The organism is Halorubrum sp. SP3, from assembly GCF_005435195.1.
Lineage (GTDB): Archaea > Halobacteriota > Halobacteria > Halobacteriales > Haloferacaceae > Halorubrum > Halorubrum sodomense.
The window spans coordinates 15680-32779 of sequence record NZ_SGTU01000003.1 but is presented as its reverse complement, the minus strand read 5'-3'; the positions used below and the strand labels follow the sequence as shown (position 1 = coordinate 32779).

Sequence of the window (17100 nt, the reverse complement as noted above, 5' to 3'; positions counted from 1 at the left end):
CACCGTTCCGTCCGGTGCCGGGTCCGGGACCGCAGCGTTCCGGCGGGTCGGGGGGCGACAGCGAGGTATCAGAAGTGATTGTCGCGGGACAACGACTTTCGGGTCGCTTCCGGTAGCGGGGGCATGAGAAGCGACCCTCCCGTCGATCTGCTGTACGTCAACGACGACGACCGGCTCCGGGAGCTGGTCTCCGCGCAGCTGCGCGCCGAGAGCGACCGGCTCCGGATCGAGACCGCGGACTCCGCGGCCGAGGGCGAGCGGCTGCTGGCGGCGGAGCCGATCGACTGCGTGCTCTGCGATCACCACATGCCGGAGGTGACCGGCGTCGAGTTCCTGAAGCGGGTCCGCGAGGACCGCCCGGACCTCCCCTTTCTGCTCTTCACGAACACCGGGACCGAGGCCGTCGCGAGCGAGAGCATCGAGGCCGGCGTCACGGACTACGTGATCCAGGACGCCATCGAGAACCAGGCGCCGCTGCTCGCCCGGAAGATAATCACCTACGTCGAGCACCGGCGGGCGCAGCGCGAGCGCGACCGGACGAACGAGCGGCTCCGCCAGATCGCCTCCGTGACCGACCAAGTGTGGTGGGTGTTCTCGCCGACGTGGGACGAGCTGCGGTTCATCAACGACGGCCACGAGGCGATCTTCGGCCAGCCGGTGTCGGAACTCCGGGCCGATCCGACGACGTTCCTCGACCGCGTCCACGGGGACGACGCGGACCGCGTCCGGCTGGCGATGGAGTCGGCCTCGAAGGGGACGCCGCAGGTGGTCGAGTACCGGGTCGAGAAGTCCGATGCGGTGCGGCTCTGGGTCGAGTCGCGGTGTAAGCCGATCACCGACGACGCCGGGAACGTCACCTCGCTCGTCGGGCTGACGCGGGACGTGACCGACCGGAAGCTGTACGAGCGGGAGCTGACCGAGACGGTCGACCGGCTGGAGGAGTTCACCGCCACCGTGTCTCACGACCTCCGGAATCCGCTGAACATCGCGGCCGGGAACCTCCAGCTCGCGCGGGGGAGCGACGGGGACGAGCACCTCGAGACGGCGATCGACGCGGTCGCGCGGATGGACGACCTCATCGAGGAGGTGCTGACGCTCGCGAAGGAGGGCCGGACGCTCGGCGAGCGGCGGGACGTTCCGTACGAGGAGATCGTCGAGAAGAGCTACGAGAACGTCCGGGCGTCCGAGAGCGACCTACGGGTCACGGGGAGCGTCCCGCTGTCGTGCGACTCCGCGCGGCTCACGCAGGCGTTCGAGAACGTCGTCCGCAACGCCGTCGAGCACGGCGGGAGCGGCGTCACGCTCACCGCCGGCGTGCTCCCCGACGAGGCGGGCGTGTTCGTCGAAGACGACGGGCCCGGGGTCCCGCCCGCGGAGCGAGACCGCGTCTTCGAGAAGGGACACACGACCCGCCGGGACGGGAGCGGGTTCGGACTCGCGATCGTCGAGCGGATCGTCGACGCGCACGGCTGGGACGTGCGCCTCACCGAGGGGACGGAGGGCGGCGCTCGCTTCGAGATCCTCACCTGACAACGCGGACGGAAGGGAGAAGAGCGGAGTGCGACCCGTTCAGACGCCGGGGACGCCGAACGCGCTGATTCCGAGGCCGAGGACGCCGTCCAACACCACGATGACGACCAGCGCGGCCGCCCACGCGACCAGCCCCATGATCGTCGCGTCCTTCCAGCTTCCGGGGTACCGCCACTTGATCACCCACACCCACGCGACCAGCGCGACCACCGATCCGACGACGGGGATCAGCGACCCGATCGCCCACGCGACGGCGCCGAGCAGCGCCGTGACCACCGCGTGCGAGTAGTCGTCGACGCCCGCGACGAGGCGGCCGCTAATGTAGATGCCCAACCCACCGACCAGCAGCGCGACGACGAACGAGACGATAGCTCCGAGAACCATGTCCTCACCGTCTCCGGTCGGACGGATATAAGACGGGGACAGCGTCTCGCTCGGTGACAGGTTCGGGGCTGCCGGCGCGCTCCGGACGGGTCGCCGGCGTGAATCGTTCGGACCGAACCGGAGCGACCGCCGCTCAGTACAGCAGTTCGTCGTCGTTCTCGATCATGTACAGCGACCGGGCGGCGATGTTCACCGCGTGGTCGCCGACGCGTTCGAGGTCGCGGATCGTGAGGAGGAGCCGCGAGACGTTCCGCATCGTCGCCTCCACGTCCTCCTCCTCGCGGAGCTCGTCGCGCTCGATGAGGTCGCGGACGACGAGCTCGCTGGCGGCCTCGCAGGCGGCGTCGATGTCGTCGTCCGCCTCGGCGACGGCGTAACAGCGCTCGGGGTCCGACTCCGCGTACGCGTCCATCGCCTCCTCGAGCATCGCCAGCGTGTCGTCTCCGATGCGCTGAGCGTCGACGTCCGGGAACACCTCCCGGTCGGCCTGCTTGGCGTACTCCCCGAGGTTCGTCGCGAGGTCCGCGATCCGTTCGAGGTCGGTGATGATCTTGAACGACGCCGCGATGAACCGCAGGTCGCCCGCGACCGGCTGTTGAAGCGCGATGAGGTCGGTACACTGGCCCTCCAGTTCGAGGTACAGGTCGTTGATCTCGGCGTCGCCGGCGATCACTTCCTCGCCCAGCTCCTCGTCCTGCTGTTCGAGGGCGTCGAGTCCCATGCGGAGGCGCTCCGCGACCAGTTCGCTCATGTAGAGGACGTCGGCGCGGAGCCCTTCCAGTTTCGTCTGATACTGTTCGCGTGGCATCGTGTTGGCGTATCCGCCACGCCGGACGCACAAAAACACGTCGCCGGGGGGTGATTCACCGAGGAATCCACGCGGGAGAGCCCGGTCGACGGGGGCGACCGGACGAGGACCCGACGGTCCCGCGGTCGAGCGAAGCGTTCAAACCCCGCCGCGACGAGAACTCGGACATGCAGAACATGGAAGGCCTCGTCCTCGACGAGAACGAGGAGGCGCTCGCGCCCGCGGTGGTGATAGCGACGATCGCGCTCCTCGCGGTGTTCGTCGTCGGGGCCCTGGTCTCGGTTGTCGGCCTCGTCGCCTGATCCGGCCTCCGTTCCGGCGGCAACGGCCGACGCTCCCGCATCGGAGCGTTCCCGTGCCCGCGGCGTTTTTGCCTCTTCGACGGATCAGGACGGTATGGACCAGCGGATACTCGGCGACCTCCTCGACCGCAACGACGACCACGTCGCTGCGCTCCCGTCAGGCGCCTTCGACCGGCACCGCGACGGCCAGCGTCCCGGGGTGGTCTCCGTCTGCTGTTCGGACTCGCGCGTCTCTCAGGAGGGGATGTTCGCCGTCGACGAGCCGGGGTTCCTCTTCACGTCCGGCGCCATCGGCAACGGCGTGAGCGCACTCGTCGACGGCGAGCGGGTCCTCGACGGGAGCGTGGCGTACCCCCTCCGTCACACGCACACCGAGGTCCTCGTCGTGGTGGGTCACACCGGATGCGGCGCGATCGGCGCCGCGCTCACGGCGGCTCGCACCGGGGAGTTCCCGGCCGAACCGGGAGTCCGCGCCGACGTCGAAGCGCTGGTGCCGATCGTCGAGGCCGGACTGGACGATCCGGCCGTCACCGGAAGGGGAGGCGGCGGCTCCGATACGCAGAGCGACGGCGCCTCCGACCGCGACGACGACGCCCGGATCCGCGACCGCCTCGTCGAGTACAACGTCCACGAGCAGGTCGCGTTCGCCCGCGAGAGCGAGGAGACGGCCGACGCGACCGTGTACGGGTTCGTCTACGACCTCCACGGCGCGTACGGCGACCGCGACGGCGCCGCCTACCTCGTGAATGCCGACGGGGAGCGGGACCCCGCGGCGCTGCGTGACCTCGTCGGCGACGCGCGCGGCCACCACGTGGCCACGCTGTTGTAGCGGGACGCGGTTCCCTCGCGCGCCTCGGGACACGCGTTTCGGTCGCCCGGTGCGTGCTCCGGGTCCCGACGGCCGGGGGGCACATCCGACAACCGTTTCACCGCGACGCCCGAAGTGGGTTCAAATGGACCGACGCGTCCTGTTCGCGACGCTTATCTTGCTGGCCGGGGGCGCGACCGGCGTCGGCGTGTCGCTGTTCGCGTTCGTGGGCATCGACGACGCGACCGCGGAGACCACGGTCGTCTGGGAGTCCGAGCCCGCGGCCGGCGACGACGGCAGCGGGGCGGTGGTCGCGACGGTCGACGGCGATCCCCTGATCGTCCGGCCCGCGGTCGAAAACGGGTCTCGCGCCGTCCGCGCGACGGTCGTGGGGACCGACGAGACGGCCTGGACGACCCCGATTTCCGGACCGGACGCCGAGCGCGGCGGCGGCGACGCGAGCGGGAGCGGCGGCGACTCGGGCGAGAGCGGCGGCGGTCCCCTCGGCGTCAGCGGGCTCGTCACGGGGACCCTCGGCGGCGACCCGGTGATCGCGCTCACGACGGCGCCGGGAGAGCTCGTCGTCCTCGACGCGAGCGACGGGTCGGAGCGGTTCGCGGTCGAACTCGGCGGTCCGGGAGGACTCCGACCGGCGGTCGGTGACCTCACCGGCGACGGGACCCGAGAGGTCGCCGCGGTCGCGACGGACGGGAGCGTTCGCGTCGTCGACGGCGGGGGCGACCCGGTGGCGGAGGCCGCGGTGCCGGGCGACGTTACCCGACGACCGCTCCTCGTCGAACCGGACCTCGAAGCCGGTGAACGGGGCGGACTCGCGGTGTTGACGACCGTCGGTGACCCGGCGACGATCCACATGCTCGACGGGAGCGGCGAGACGCGCTGGACGACGACGCCGAGCGTGAACCCGCTGAGTTGGAGCGCCGCGGACAGCGGCAACGGTCCCGTGCTGGCGCTCGGCGGGTCGAACGGGAACCTCGAGACCATCGAGACGAGCGACGGGTCGACTCGCTACGAGGTCGGCCTCCAGGACCTCCCGATCGCCGTCGGCGACGCGGACCCCGGACGGGTGTACGTCGGGGGGTCGGGAAGCGTGTGGGCCGTCAGCCTCCTCGACGGCGAAGTCGTCTGGAAACAGCAGTACGACGCCGGGACCCGTATCAACGAACCGCGCGTCGGTGACGTCGACGGCGACGGCGAAATCGCCCCGGTGGTGGTCAACCGCGCCGGCGAAGTCCTCGCGATGACCCGGAAGGGTCGCGTTGTCGCACGGGGCGGTCCCGACGACGTCGTCGCGTACGGCGGCCCGCTGTTCGCCGACGTCACCGACGACGCCGGCGACGAGGTGATCGTGGTCGCGGCCGACGGGACCGCGATCGCGGTCGACACCTGAGCCGTCGGGCGCGCTGTCGGTCGGGGTGGCTCAGACGGTGCGCGTTCACGCGGGCGAAGTCCTGAGTCACAACCCGTCGAGAATAACTCCGACTCCGAACAGCGCGATAAACGCGCCCGCGATCCTGCCGATCGTAACCGACACGACACTCATCTCGATGTCGGCCGCGGTCTGTTTCGTTCCCCGCGACTTCACGACGCGATTGAACGCGTCCACGAGAGGGTGATTCACCACGGCCAATCCGCCCATCAGTACGAGTACGAGCCCCGTCCCGACCAGGAGGAAGTCGACCACGGAAGCCGTTCGGCGCGCTTCGAACAAATATTTTCTTGTCGCTTTCTGTTCGCACACCGCTCACTGCGATAGATTCGGAGGGACAGAACCTGTACTTACCGACGTACCCGATCGCGTCCGGCCGTGTCCCGGCCGATTTGCGCTCGGCATTCGACGCGGCCCCGACGAACGATCAGCGCTCAATGGTCTCAGCGGAGCCGTCGATTTATAACCGATTTTCTTTCGAAAACCGCGTGACTGCGGACCGTTTTCCTACGAGGTTCACCGGAAATGCGGTGTGTCGAGGGAGCGGGGGCTCGGCGGGACGGGTCGGTCCGCAAAAGGTTCAAAAATCGGAGCGTGACCGCGTCAGTGGTCCTCGTCCTCGTACACCCACGCCGAGGTGTCGAGGTCGTAGTCGACGAGCTCCGCCTCGTCGAAGAACAGGCCGATCTCGCGCTCGTTGGCGCCCTCGTCCTCGTGGTCCGACGCGTGGATCACGTTGTGGCCGAGGTCTAAGCCGAAGTCGCCGCGGATCGTGCCCGGAGCGGACTCGGCGGGATCGGTCTCCCCGACCATCGCGCGGACCTGTCGGGTCGCGTCCGCGCCCTCCCACACCATCGCGAAGACGGGGCCGGAGGTGATGAACTCGACGAGGCCGTCGAAGAACGGCTTGTCCTCGTGTTCGCCGTAGTGCTCGTGGGCGAGCGCCTCGTCGATCCGGATGAACTTCCCGCCGACGAGCTTGAGCCCGCGGTCCTCGAAGCGAGAGACGATCTCGCCGATGAGTCCGCGCTGGACGCCGTCGGGCTTCACCATCACGAAGGTGCGCTCGTCGTGGTGGCTCACCGGTCGTCGCCTCCGGCTCTACGACCCTCCTCGGTCCACTCGAGGTCGCGAGCCTCGCGGCCGAGGAAGTAGTTCTTCTCCGCCTTCGAGTCGACGAAGTGGAGGATCTGTCCGTCCGTCTTCACGTACATCGTGCCCGTGCCGGGCTCGATCTCCTCGCCGGTGTAATCGCAGGTGCGTGTCTCGACCATTGGTTATCGGCCTCCGATGGAGTCGGCGTCGCGCTGGGTCTCCCGCAGCTGGAGCACGTCGCCCAGACGGACGGGACCCAGGACGTTCCGGGTGATGATCCGTCCCTGGTTCGATCCCTCCTGGATGCGGCACTTGACCTGCATGGCCTCGCCGTGCATCCCGGTTTTGCCGACGACCTCGATGACCTCCGCGGTCGTCGAGTCGCCGGTACCCTCTTCTGCGCTCATGGGTGGTTATCGGAGCTCCGCGACCTTCTCGCCGATGTCCTCAACATCGTCGTCGGCGTCGCCGGCATCGACGACGGCGGCGGCGGCCGAGCCGACCTCGAGGCCGGCGGCCTGGCCGACCTCGTCCTGCGTGTCGACGAAGACGACGGGGATCCCCTTCTCCTCGGCGAGCTCGGGGAGATGCATCACGATCTCCTCGGGGGAGACGTCCTCGGCGACGATGACGAGGTCCGCGTTGCCGCGCTCGACGGCCTTGGTGGTCTCGTTGGTTCCTTTCTTCACTGTGCCGGTGTCTCGGGCGACCTCGAGCGCTTCGAGGGATCGCTCCGCGAGGTCCGCTGGGGTGTCGTAGTCTACGTAAACGGGCATATGTTTCTCCTGTCCTCCGTGCGGGCTCGCGTGTCCGTCCCGTGGTCGGTCCCTAACGGAACGGCACATCATCAACCCCACAGAGGCTGTGCCCCGTCGTAGTCAGGACATCCATAAAAGCGCTTTCAATGTCTCGTGCGTGTGCGAGCGCGGGTCACGGGTCGGAACCCCGAGAGAACACGAGAAAGCGACGCCGGCGAGCCGCGGCCACCGAGGCGGGCGAACTCCGCGTTTTTTAAGCGTCGCTCGCCCCTCCGGACGCACGTCCGATGGTCCGTCTCGTTCACTACTCCGATATCGAGAACGTTTTCGACGCCCCCGAGCGGGCGGCCCGGCTCGCCGGCCGGATCCGAGCGCTCTCGGGCCCCGACGCCGTGGTCGTCGCCACCGGCGACACGACCGCGCCGGGCGTCCTCTCGCTGGTCGCGACCGGCAGGCAGGTCCTCGACTTCTACGACGCGACCGACACCGAACTCAACACGTTCGGCAACCACGAGTTCGACTACGGTCCCGACGCGCTGCGCGACCTCGTCGCCGACTCACCGGCGACGTTCGTCTCCGCGAACGTCCGGGACGAGGACGGCGATCCGTTCGGCCGCGACGAGGGCGTCGTTCCGTGGGCGATCCGCGAGGTCGACGGCGCTCGGATCGGGTTCGTCGGCGTCACCGACCCCGCGACGGACTCGCTGAACCCGATGGCCGCCGACCTCTCCTTCGACGACCCCGTCGGCGCGGCGCGCGACGCGCTCGCGGAGATGCGCGCTGCGGCCGCCGAGCGAGGGAAAGACGCGTCGGTCGACGGCGCGACGGGCGGGGGACTCGACCGGGTCGTCGTCCTCTCGCACCTCGGGGCGGGCGACGACGACCTCGCCCGCGAGCTCGACGCGGACGCGATACTCGGCGGCCACGTCCACAGCCGTCGGAACGAGACCGTGGCGGACACCCTGCTCGTCCGGCCCGGCGTCAACGGGGAGACGGTGGCCGAGGTCGACCTCGACGCCGACCCGCCGACCGCGACGCTACACGAGCCGGACGGGGCCGAGCCCGCTCCCGGGCTGGCGGACGCGCTCGCGGCGCGGATGGCCGCGGCCGACCTCGGCGAGGTCGTCGACGCGGTCGAGGAGCCGATCGATCGCTCCGGGGACGTGGTCCACGGCGGGGAGTGCCGCGTCGGCAACTTCGTCGCGGACGCGTTCCGCTGGGTCCACGACGCCGACGTGGGCCTGTCGAACGCCGGCGGGCTCCGGCAGGGCGATCCGTGGGACGGCGACGTGACGAAGGCCGACCTGATCAGTCTGATCCCGTTCGAGGAGCCGGTCGCGCTCGCGTCGGTCACCGGCGCGGAGCTCCACGACGTGTTCCGCGAGATGGCCGCCCCCGACGTGGACTTCGGCGAGGAGGACTGGTGGCACGGTCACGTCTCGAACGCCCGGGTCGTCTGGGACGACGAGGCCGAACTAATCCTCGAAGCCACCGTCGGCGGCGAACCCATCGACCCGGACGCGCGCTACACGGTCGCCGTCTCGGAGTACCTGCTCCACTCCGAACACGAGTACCCGACGCTCGCACAGCGCCACCGGATCGACGAGGCCGGCATCCAGTACGAGGTGTTGGCCGACTACGCCCGTGAACACGGAATCGACCCCGAGATCGAGGGCCGGATCGAGATCCGGAACCGCGCCGCCGCGGCCGACGACGACTGAAGCCGGCGGAGCGGACCGCGCTCCCGTCGCGGGCGGCTCGTCCGCCGTCTGCCGCGTCGTGACGGAGTTTTAACAGTATCCGTGCCGTTGTGTCACACACGGTATGGAGTCGCTCGACCGAGTCCTGAAGAAGTACGCGACGAGCCAGGACCTGATGGACCAGATCAGGTACACCGCCGAGGCGCTCAGCCTCGGCTTCGACCAGTGGGACGAGCAGTACGTGAGCGGTCCCAGTCTCTACGTGCTGATCGTGGCGGAGGTCAACTTCGACGAGTACACCGACCCGCTGGGCGACAACCGGTGGCCGGTCGACCGGTGTCAGGTCGTTACCGAGTCGCCCGACGTGTTCACGAAGGTCGCCCGCGACGTGGCGTTCAGTCGGGACGGGGCCGTCGTCGTGACCGGCGACGGCACCATCCAGCGACAGATGGTCCGCGTTCGGAGCCCCTTCGAGGAGGAGGTGCCGGGCGTCGCCGCCCTGGAGTTCCCCGATTGGATGGGCACGAAACACATGAGCGCGCTGGAGACGTCGCTGCGCGACGACGTCCTCTGGGCGATCACGCTCAGCGAGGAGGACGGCCGCGTCACCACGTTCCTCGACGGCACGTACCAGGACTACCCCCGCGACGACATCGGCGGCCGCTGGCGTCCCGAGGGGTAGGGGACGGCGGCGGTCGACGCCGCGCTACTCCAGACGCACGTCGACGCCGTGCTGGATCCCGGCCGCCTTCACCGTGTTATACAGGAGCATCGCGCGCGTCATCGGCCCCACCCCGCCGGGGACGGGCGTGATCGCCCCCGCCACTTCGCTCGCCGACTCGTAGTCCACGTCGCCCACGAGCTCGTACCCCTTCTCCGTGTCCGCGTCGACGCGATTGATCCCCACGTCGATCACGGTCGCGCCCTCCTTGAGCATCGAGCCGTCGACGAACTCCGGGATGCCGGCGGCGGCGACGACGAGGTCCGCGCCGGCCAGCTTCGCCTCCAGGTCCTCCGTCCGGGAGTGACAGACCGTCGTGGTCGCGTTCCCGGTCGGGGCCTTCTGGATCAGCAGGTTCGCCATCGGCTTCCCGACGATGTCGGAGCGTCCGACGACGACCGCGTCCGCGCCCTCCGTCGCCACGTCGTAGGCGTCGAGCAGCTTCTGGACGCCGTGGGGGGTACACGGCTTGAACCGGGCGTCGCCCGCGACGAGCCGACCGACGTTCTCCGGGTGGAAGCCGTCCACGTCCTTCTCGGGGTCGACCCGCCGGAGGACGGTCCGCTTGTCCACGTGGTCCGGGAGCGGGAGCTGGACCAGAACCCCGTGGACGTCGTCGCGGCCGTTGAGGTCGTCGATGGTCTCGTACAGTTCGCTCGCGGGCGCGTCGGCATCGATCTCGACGTGGAAGCTCTCGATGCCGACCTCCTCGCAGTCGCGCTGTTTCATCGAGACGTACGTCTCGCTGGCGGGGTCGTCGCTCATCAGCACCGTGGCCAGCCCCGGTTCGACGCCGGCGTCGGAGAGCCGCGCGACCTCGTCGGCGACCGCGTCGCGCACGTCAGCCGCGACGGCCTCCCCGTCGATGATCTCTGTCACGGGAGGACGTCGACGGCGGCGGAATAAAAATCATACGGGATCGTGGTTATCGAACCTCGAACAGACCTAAATCGATCCAAAAATACGGATCAACTACGCGGGGAACAGCTCCTCCTCGCGATCGACGGCGTCGATCGCGGCGACCTCCGCGTCGGTCAGTTCGAGGTCGGCCGCCGCGAGGTTCGCCCGGAGGTGGTCCTCGGTCGACGCCTTCGGGATCGTCACCACCGGCTCCTTGGCGGCGGCCCACGCGATCGCGACCGCCTCGGGCGCCGTCCCGTGCGCCTCGGCGGCCTCGACGACCGGCTCCACCTCCCGCACCCGCCCGCCGGCGAGCGGCGAGTAGGCGACGACCGGATAGCCGTGTTCGCGGGCGTGATCGAGCAGGTCCGGCCGGAAGAACAGCGGGTGGAGTTCGGTCTGGTGGGCCGCGGGCGGCCGGCCGATGACCTCGATCGCGCGGTCCAGGTCCGCGATCTCGAAGTTCGAGACGCCGAGGTTCCGAACGGACCCCTCGTCGACCAGTCGATCGAGGGCGGGCAGCGTCGCCTCGGGGTCGTAGTCGCCGCGCGGGCGGTGGACGTACAGCAGGTCGAGCGCGTCGACCCCGAGGCGGTCCGCGCTCTCGCGGGCGGCGGGCGCGACCGTGTCGGCCGCGAGGTCGTCGATCCACAGCTTCGTCGCGACGGTCACGTCCTCGCGGTCGAGGTCGCGGTCCGCGGCGCCGGCGGCCCGGTCCAGCCCCGCGGCGAGCCCCTCGCCGACGACCGCCTCGTTCTCGTAGATCCGAGCGGTGTCGAGGTGGCGGTAGCCGGCGGCGAGCGCGGTCGCGACCGCGTCGGGGTCGTCGATCCCCATCGTGCCGAGACCGACGGGCGGAAGGTCCATGGTCCGGCGTGGACCGACCGGGGCAAAAAGCGCCCGACTTCCCGCGCCGGGCGAGCGGCTACGAGCGGGGCGCGGTCGACGAGACCGCGAACGAGACGTCGCGGGAGACGGTCTCGTACCCCTGCGCGGCGAGCGCGTCGGCGTAGTACCGCTCGGCGACCAGCGTCTGCGGCAGGCTGCGGAGGCCGAACCGCCGCCGGGGGCGCAGTTCGACGTCGACGACCGTCCGGCCCGCCGTCCCGTCGGCGGCCTCTCGGACCGCGGCCGCGTACGCGCCCCACGGCCGGCCGTCGAGCGTCCCCTCTATCAGGACGCGCGCCGCCGGGTCGCCGTCGGCCGCGCTCGCGCCGTCCGACGGCTCCGCCTCCGTGTCGACCGTCAGCGAGTGGCTCCGGAGCCCGAGGAGCCACTCGTGTTCGTAGACGCCGCCCGCGCCGTCGGACGCCGGGCGGACCTCGTCGGCGACCCCCCACTGGAGGGCGAGGACCGGCGGCGTCGCCGACGCGAACGCCTCGGTCACCTCCTCCGGGGGCCCGTCGGTCCGGAGCCTCGTCGTCCCGCCCCGACGCAGGACCGGCGCGCGCAGCGCGACGGCGAGGACGAGGGCGACCGCCGCGCCGTGCCAGAGCGAGAACGCGGCGACCGCAGCGAGGAATGCGCCCGCGGCGAGCAGCGCGAGCGTCCAGCTCGCGACCCGTTCGGTGCGTCGGTACCCCGTGACCGCGGCGTCGAGCGCGTCTCGGTCGACGCGGCGACGCGACTCGACGGGAGCGGAGGGCTCGGGCATGGCCGCCGACTCGGCGGGACCGCAGTTCAGAATTTCGGTCGACGCGGTCGGCCGCGGCGGCGGGCGCCCTCAGGCCGAGTCGTCCGCCTCGGGGGCCCGCCCGCAGAGGCTCACGAGGTCGTGGAGGTCGTCGATCTCATAGGTCGGCTGACAGGTGAGATCCGTCGACCGGCGATGGGGCCGGCGGACGAACGCGGAGTCGATGCCGGCGTTGTCGGCCGCGCGCACGTCCGACTCGTTGTCGCCGACGAACAGCGCCGTCTCGGCGCCGAGGTCTTCGAGGGCGCGCTCGATGTAGTACGGCGAGGGCTTCTTCCGCGAGAGGCTGGCGACCGAGGGCTCGCGGCCGTACGCCACCTCGAAGCGGCCCGCCAGCCCGAAGTGGTCCAGCAGGGCGTCGACGGTCGCCTGCTGGTTCGAGGAGACGACGCCGAGCGGGGCGTCCAGCGCGCGCAGCGCGTCGACGTCGTCGTACGGCGTCTTCCGCCCCTTCCGGGCGGCGTCGATCTGTGCCGCGGCGGCGGTCTCGTCCCTGACCCGCCAGAACTCCGTCGGGTCCACCCCGTAGCGCTCGCAGATGTCGGTCAAGGTCGCGGGGTCGACGCCGATCGCGACGTCGTCCACGTGGGCCAGGTCCGGGTCCTCGACGCCGAGGCTCACGAACGCGTCCCAGGCGGCCTCGCGGAGCGTGTCGAACGGCGTCCGCCCGATCAACACCCCGTCATTGTCGAGGACGACGGCGTCGTACACGCCTTTCCGTGGGGCGGTAACGGGCAAAAAGGTTTCACACGCCGGGACGGCCGCGCCCCACGGGCCGCGGGGCGTCGCCTCACGCGCCGAGCCGACGGCTCTCAGACGCCGAACAGCCGGAGGAAGAGCCCGGCGAACAGCGAGAGCGCACCGGCGAGCGGGCCGATAAACGGGGTCGGACCCGGGAGGGGAGTCACGATCAGCGCGACGCCGACGGCGATCAGCGCGGTCGATGGCTTCGCGCCTGAACTTCGGTCGCCGCGCGGAAATACCTTCAGGCGGATTCCGCTCGTCGGACGGCGGCTGTCGGCGCGCGCGACGACTCCCGCACTTTCAATACCCGGCCCGTCGAACGCGTAAATCGGACCATGAACATCTCTGATATCGCGGTACCGGAATACGTCGAGGTCGACGTCGATGAGCGGCTCGCGAAGGTCCGTTCTATCTTCGAGCGAGAGAATCCCAAGGGGATCGTCGTCGTCGAGGACGGCGAGTACGCGGGCGTCGTCGGTGAGAAACAGCTCATGCGCTCGCGCATGGAGGACGACACGAAGGTGTCGGCGGTGATGAAGCCCGCGCCCTCGGTCGACCGCCACGAGGACGTGCGCGAGACCGCGCGGCTCCTCGTCGAGGGCGACGTGAAGATCGCGCCCGTCTACGAGGGCGAGAAGCTATACGGCATCGTCACGGTCGATCAGATCCTCGAGGCGGTCCTCGACAGCCTGGACGCGATCACCGTCGAACAGATCGCGACCGAGGACGTGATCGGCATCGGCGAGACGGAGAGCGTCGGCCGAGCGATCAACCGCCTCCGCGAGAACGGCGTCTCTCGGCTCCCCGTGCTCGACGACGACGGCGACCTCGTCGGCGTCGTCACCACCAACGACATCGTGGAGTTCGTCGTCCGCGACCAGGAGCGCCAGGGCAGCGGCGACCGCGCGGGCGACATCGACCGGATGCTCGACATCCCCGTCTACGACATCATGTCGAGCCCGGTCGTCACCGCGACCGACGACGAGACCGCTCAGACCGTCGTTCAGCGGATGTTCGACAACGAGGTCTCCGGGCTGGTCGTCACGCCCGGGGACGCCGACACCGTCGCCGGAATCGTGACGAAGACCGACGTGTTGCGCGCGCTTACCTTCACCGAAGAGGACTCGATGGACGTCCAGATCACGAACGTCGACCTGCTGGACACGACCTCTCGCGAGCACATCGTCCAGTCCATCGAGCAGGTCGCGGACAAGTACGCGGACATGCACGTCATCCACGCGCACGTCCGGCTCCACGCCCACAAGGAGAAGCTCCGCGGTACGCCCCTGATCCAGTGTCAGATCCGCCTCCGCACCAACGAGGGGCAGGTCGGCGGCTCCGGCGAGGGGTACGGCGCCGAACACGCCTTCCACGTCGCGCTCGACAAGCTGGAGCGGAACGTCTTAGAGATCAAGGGCGTCAACGCCGACGAGGAGTACCGCGGTCAGCTCCTCCGGAAGCTCGGCCAGCTGTGAGCCGATAGACGCTCGGCCTGGCGGCGGCCCGCGTCGCCGGGCCGTCGCCGGGCCGCGGTCGCTCGCTGCGAGCGTTTCGGTCCCGGTCTCCGCTTCTCCGGTCTCCGCTTCTCCGCCCTCCGCTTCGACACGTCCCCCGCGACGCTCAGGCGTCGGTCCCCTCCGCGAGTCCGTCGGCGACGATGCGGAAGGTCGCGGTGTCGCCCCCGGGCTTCGAGCGGTGTTTTTCCAGAGTCGCCCGACGGTTCCCGCCGCGGAACCGGTCGACGCGGACGATCGCGCCGGTCCAGTGGTTCAGCGTGTTGCCACCGAGCGCGCGGTCGCGGTCGCCGTCGGGGTCGGTGAACACCTGGTTCGTGATCACGACGGCGAGGTCGTGACGGCGGGCCAGAGAGAGGAGGTGAGTCACCTGTTTGGCGACCTTGCGGAGCGACTCGCCGCCCTCAGTGTCGCCGGCGCGCTCCAGTCGGTAGAAGCCCGTCGCGGAGTCCAACACGATCAGTTCGACTTCCTCGGCCAGTTCCTCCGCGTCGCGGACCGCCTCGCGCTGGTCGTCGAAGTCGTACGCCTCCGATATCACCAGCCGCGAGGCGATCTCCTCGACCGTCTCACCGTCGTCGTTCCGACCGACCTTCCCTTCGGCGATCTGCTCGAACCGGTCGATCGAGAGCCCCTCGGTGTCGATGTAGAGGACGCGGTCGCCGCCGGCCGCGACCTCGACCGCCGCGGCGAGCGCGAGGTTCGTCTTCCCCGCGGCCGGCGGGCCGTACACCTGCGTGACGACGCCGCGCTCGAAGCCGCCGCCCAACAGCTCGTCGACCGGGCGACAGCCGGTCGGGATCGGATCGCTCACTAGCGAGAGCTTCGCTCGCGTTCGTATTTAAAGGGTCGATCGCGTCGCTCGTCGGGGGAGAATCGCCGCTCGTCGGATGGGGCCGTCGCTCGTCGAGGCGAGATAAGTGTGAAAGAAGCGGAGATAGGCGTCGATCGCGTCGAGCGACGGCCGAAATCCGGTAGTGCGTGCGGACGCGTCGTCCGCTACGTGGGGGTTAGTTGCGGACGAGGTTCGTCGCGCGCGGTCCCTTGGGGGACGATTCGATGTCGAATTCCACTTCCTGACCCTCCTCGAGGTCCGGGCCGCCGACGTCTTCCATGTGGAAGAACACGTCTTCGTCGTCGTCGAGGTCGCCGTCGTCAGTCGAGATGAAACCGTAGCCGCCAGTGTCGTTGAAGAAATCAACCTTACCGTTTGCCATTGCGAATATACGTACAGCCCGTTCGGGGATAACCCTTGCGAGGGTCACGGTACCACGGAGGTTCCGGACGTTCGTCTATCCGAGAAACCCCGAATACCGCCTCGTCTCTGGCCGCTACGGTCGATGTTCGAACTCTCCCGGTCGTGTTCACTGCGCGCCACCAGGCGCGGGGTTCATTTACGAGCGACCACGTAGTTTCGACGACAACATGGACCGCCGCCACTTCCTCCGCTCGCTCGCCGCGACCGGCGCCGCCGCCGGCGCGACCGCTACCGCCGGCTGTGCCGGCGTTATCGGAGACACTGGCCTCCTCGGCGACGACGGGACGGTCCTGAGGCCCCCGGAGCAGACCCGCGGCGATCCGGTCCACCCGATCCACGGCGACGAGATGCCCGAGTTCAGCGTTCCCGACCCGATTTCGGGAGAGGAGATATCCACGGCGCAGTTCGAGGGCGAGCGCGCGTTCCTGTGGACCTCCTTTTACACGAGCTGTCCCGACGGCGTCTGCCCGGCGCTCATCCTCCGGCTCCGGCGCGCCCAAGAGGTCGCGGCCGAGCAGGGGTTCGGCGACGAGGCCGCGTTCCTCCCGCTCACCTTCGACCCCGAGCGCGACACCGCCGAGGTCCTCCGCGAGTACGCCGCCCGGCGCGGGGTCGACCTCGACGCCGGGAACTGGCACTTCCTTCGGCCGGAGAGCTACGAGGCGGGAAAGGAGCTGATGATGGAGAACTTCGGGCTGAAGATCGAGAAGTACCCGGACGAGAACGACCAATACGAGAATCTGGAGTACACGTTCCCGCACTACGGGCTCATCCTCCTCGTCAACAAGCGGGGAATCGTCGAACGGGCGTACCCGCGCGGCCCGGCCACCGACGTCGAACGGATCGTCGGCGACTTCCGACGGGTGGTGACGGCGTGAGGCGACGGCACCTGCTGGCCGGGCTCGCGAGCGTCGGGGTCCTCGGCGGCGCGGGCGCCGTCGCGACCGGCGGGGTACCGAACGCGCTCGGCGGCGAGGAAGCGCCCGAGCCGATCGAACCGGTGACGCTCGACACGGTCGACGCGCCCGGGAGCCGCGACGGCGAGGTGACGATCCCGGCGCCCGACCGGCCCACGTTCGTCGACTTCTTCGGGACGTGGTGTCCGCCCTGTGCCGAGCAGATGCCGGCCCTGGCGGCGGCCCACGATCGGATCGGCGACGAGGTGCTGTTCGTTTCGGTGACGACGGAGCCCGTCGGCGGCGCGGTCAGCGAGGAGACGATAGTCGACTGGTGGACGAAACACGGCGGCGACTGGCTCGTCGCCGCCGACGTGACCGCCGCGCTCGCGGCGCGGCTCAACGTCGGTAAGTACCCCAGCGCGCGCGCCATCGACGCCTCGGGACGCGTCCGCTGGGCGACCTCCGGGACCCACACGGCCGAGGAGTTCGTCGAGGGAATCCGACGAGCGATCGACCGATGACGAGGCGGGCCGATCGAT

22 protein-coding genes are annotated in these 17100 nt (G+C 69.9%); 9 read left to right on the top strand and 13 right to left on the bottom strand.

Annotation, left to right across the window (positions count from 1 at the left end; genetic code table 11):
• Positions 1 to 123: 123 nt before the first annotated feature.
• Positions 124 to 1530, top strand: a complete 1407-nt coding sequence (locus EXE42_RS02885) for an ATP-binding protein (RefSeq protein WP_092920374.1) — start codon at positions 124 to 126, stop codon at positions 1528 to 1530.
• Positions 1531 to 1569: 39 nt separating this feature from the next.
• Here the strand turns inward: EXE42_RS02885 and EXE42_RS02880 are convergent, their stop codons facing one another.
• Both EXE42_RS02880 and phoU read right to left on the bottom strand, forming a co-directional pair.
• A complete protein-coding gene (locus EXE42_RS02880) occupies positions 1570 to 1914 on the bottom strand; it encodes a hypothetical protein (protein WP_137705858.1) in 345 nt (114 codons plus the stop codon).
• Positions 1915 to 2047: 133 nt separating this feature from the next.
• The gene (phoU, locus tag EXE42_RS02875) at positions 2048 to 2722 is read right to left on the bottom strand and encodes a phosphate signaling complex protein PhoU (protein ID WP_092920372.1); all 675 of its coding nucleotides are present in this window, start codon (positions 2720 to 2722) and stop codon (positions 2048 to 2050) included.
• 167 nt (positions 2723 to 2889) lie between these two features.
• Between phoU and EXE42_RS20600 the strand changes: the two genes are divergently transcribed.
• From EXE42_RS20600 to EXE42_RS02865, 3 genes are all read left to right on the top strand, one after another.
• Positions 2890 to 3024, top strand: a complete 135-nt coding sequence (locus EXE42_RS20600; protein ID WP_255510131.1) for a hypothetical protein — start codon at positions 2890 to 2892, stop codon at positions 3022 to 3024.
• Positions 3025 to 3118: 94 nt separating this feature from the next.
• The gene (locus EXE42_RS02870) at positions 3119 to 3853 is read left to right on the top strand and encodes a carbonic anhydrase (RefSeq protein WP_137705857.1); all 735 of its coding nucleotides are present in this window, start codon (positions 3119 to 3121) and stop codon (positions 3851 to 3853) included.
• A 124-nt stretch (positions 3854 to 3977) separates the two neighbouring features.
• Positions 3978 to 5240 (top strand): PQQ-binding-like beta-propeller repeat protein, encoded by a 1263-nt coding sequence (locus tag EXE42_RS02865; RefSeq protein WP_137705856.1) that lies wholly within the window; start codon positions 3978 to 3980, stop codon positions 5238 to 5240.
• A 66-nt stretch (positions 5241 to 5306) separates the two neighbouring features.
• On the opposite strand, the gene EXE42_RS02860 is transcribed toward EXE42_RS02865, so the two are convergent.
• The 5 genes from EXE42_RS02860 to rpl7ae form a co-directional block, all read right to left on the bottom strand.
• Positions 5307 to 5534, bottom strand: a complete 228-nt coding sequence (locus EXE42_RS02860) for a hypothetical protein (protein WP_137705855.1) — start codon at positions 5532 to 5534, stop codon at positions 5307 to 5309.
• A 348-nt stretch (positions 5535 to 5882) separates the two neighbouring features.
• Positions 5883 to 6362: a nucleoside-diphosphate kinase gene (ndk, locus tag EXE42_RS02855; RefSeq protein ID WP_092920368.1), complete on the bottom strand. Its 480-nt coding sequence runs from the start codon at positions 6360 to 6362 to the stop codon at positions 5883 to 5885.
• The gene (locus tag EXE42_RS02850) at positions 6359 to 6553 is read right to left on the bottom strand and encodes a 50S ribosomal protein L24e (protein WP_092920367.1); all 195 of its coding nucleotides are present in this window, start codon (positions 6551 to 6553) and stop codon (positions 6359 to 6361) included. Before EXE42_RS02850 ends, ndk begins: the two co-directional genes overlap by 4 nt.
• A 3-nt stretch (positions 6554 to 6556) precedes the next feature.
• Entirely contained in the window at positions 6557 to 6781 is a 225-nt protein-coding gene (locus EXE42_RS02845) for a 30S ribosomal protein S28e (RefSeq protein WP_004595321.1), read from the bottom strand.
• Positions 6782 to 6787: 6 nt separating this feature from the next.
• Positions 6788 to 7150: a 50S ribosomal protein L7Ae gene (rpl7ae, locus tag EXE42_RS02840; RefSeq protein ID WP_092920366.1), complete on the bottom strand. Its 363-nt coding sequence runs from the start codon at positions 7148 to 7150 to the stop codon at positions 6788 to 6790.
• Between the two features lie 269 nt (positions 7151 to 7419).
• On the opposite strand from rpl7ae, the gene EXE42_RS02835 reads away from it, so the two are divergent.
• Positions 7420 to 8853, top strand: coding sequence for a bifunctional UDP-sugar hydrolase/5'-nucleotidase (locus EXE42_RS02835; RefSeq protein WP_137705854.1), 1434 nt, complete (start codon positions 7420 to 7422; stop codon positions 8851 to 8853).
• Between the two features lie 103 nt (positions 8854 to 8956).
• The gene (locus EXE42_RS02830; RefSeq protein WP_092920364.1) at positions 8957 to 9514 is read left to right on the top strand and encodes a diadenylate cyclase; all 558 of its coding nucleotides are present in this window, start codon (positions 8957 to 8959) and stop codon (positions 9512 to 9514) included.
• Between the two features lie 24 nt (positions 9515 to 9538).
• Here EXE42_RS02830 and EXE42_RS02825 read toward each other — a convergent pair whose 3' ends face one another.
• The 4 genes from EXE42_RS02825 to EXE42_RS02810 form a co-directional block, all read right to left on the bottom strand.
• Positions 9539 to 10432: a bifunctional methylenetetrahydrofolate dehydrogenase/methenyltetrahydrofolate cyclohydrolase gene (locus EXE42_RS02825; protein ID WP_092920363.1), complete on the bottom strand. Its 894-nt coding sequence runs from the start codon at positions 10430 to 10432 to the stop codon at positions 9539 to 9541.
• Between the two features lie 93 nt (positions 10433 to 10525).
• Entirely contained in the window at positions 10526 to 11320 is a 795-nt protein-coding gene (locus EXE42_RS02820) for an aldo/keto reductase (protein ID WP_137705853.1), read from the bottom strand.
• Between the two features lie 58 nt (positions 11321 to 11378).
• Complete coding sequence (locus tag EXE42_RS02815) at positions 11379 to 12107, bottom strand: hypothetical protein (protein ID WP_137705852.1); 729 nt, start codon at positions 12105 to 12107, stop codon at positions 11379 to 11381.
• A 69-nt stretch (positions 12108 to 12176) separates the two neighbouring features.
• Positions 12177 to 12857, bottom strand: coding sequence for an HAD family hydrolase (locus EXE42_RS02810; RefSeq protein WP_092920360.1), 681 nt, complete (start codon positions 12855 to 12857; stop codon positions 12177 to 12179).
• 368 nt (positions 12858 to 13225) lie between these two features.
• Between EXE42_RS02810 and EXE42_RS02805 the strand changes: the two genes are divergently transcribed.
• Positions 13226 to 14365 (top strand): CBS domain-containing protein, encoded by a 1140-nt coding sequence (locus EXE42_RS02805; RefSeq protein ID WP_092920359.1) that lies wholly within the window; start codon positions 13226 to 13228, stop codon positions 14363 to 14365.
• Positions 14366 to 14510: 145 nt separating this feature from the next.
• Here the strand turns inward: EXE42_RS02805 and radB are convergent, their stop codons facing one another.
• Complete coding sequence (radB, locus tag EXE42_RS02800; RefSeq protein WP_137705851.1) at positions 14511 to 15218, bottom strand: DNA repair and recombination protein RadB; 708 nt, start codon at positions 15216 to 15218, stop codon at positions 14511 to 14513.
• 196 nt (positions 15219 to 15414) lie between these two features.
• Entirely contained in the window at positions 15415 to 15621 is a 207-nt protein-coding gene (locus EXE42_RS02795) for a cold-shock protein (protein ID WP_004595330.1), read from the bottom strand.
• A 208-nt stretch (positions 15622 to 15829) separates the two neighbouring features.
• Here EXE42_RS02795 and EXE42_RS02790 point away from each other — a divergent pair, with 208 nt between their 5' ends.
• Together EXE42_RS02790 and EXE42_RS02785 are read left to right on the top strand one after the other, a co-directional pair.
• Positions 15830 to 16540 carry an SCO family protein gene (locus EXE42_RS02790; RefSeq protein ID WP_137693619.1) on the top strand — a complete coding sequence of 237 codons (711 nt, stop codon included), beginning with the start codon at positions 15830 to 15832 and terminating at the stop codon, positions 16538 to 16540.
• Complete coding sequence (locus tag EXE42_RS02785; protein WP_137705850.1) at positions 16537 to 17082, top strand: TlpA disulfide reductase family protein; 546 nt, start codon at positions 16537 to 16539, stop codon at positions 17080 to 17082. The genes EXE42_RS02790 and EXE42_RS02785 overlap by 4 nt, the downstream gene beginning before the upstream one ends.
• Positions 17083 to 17100: the final 18 nt, after the last annotated feature.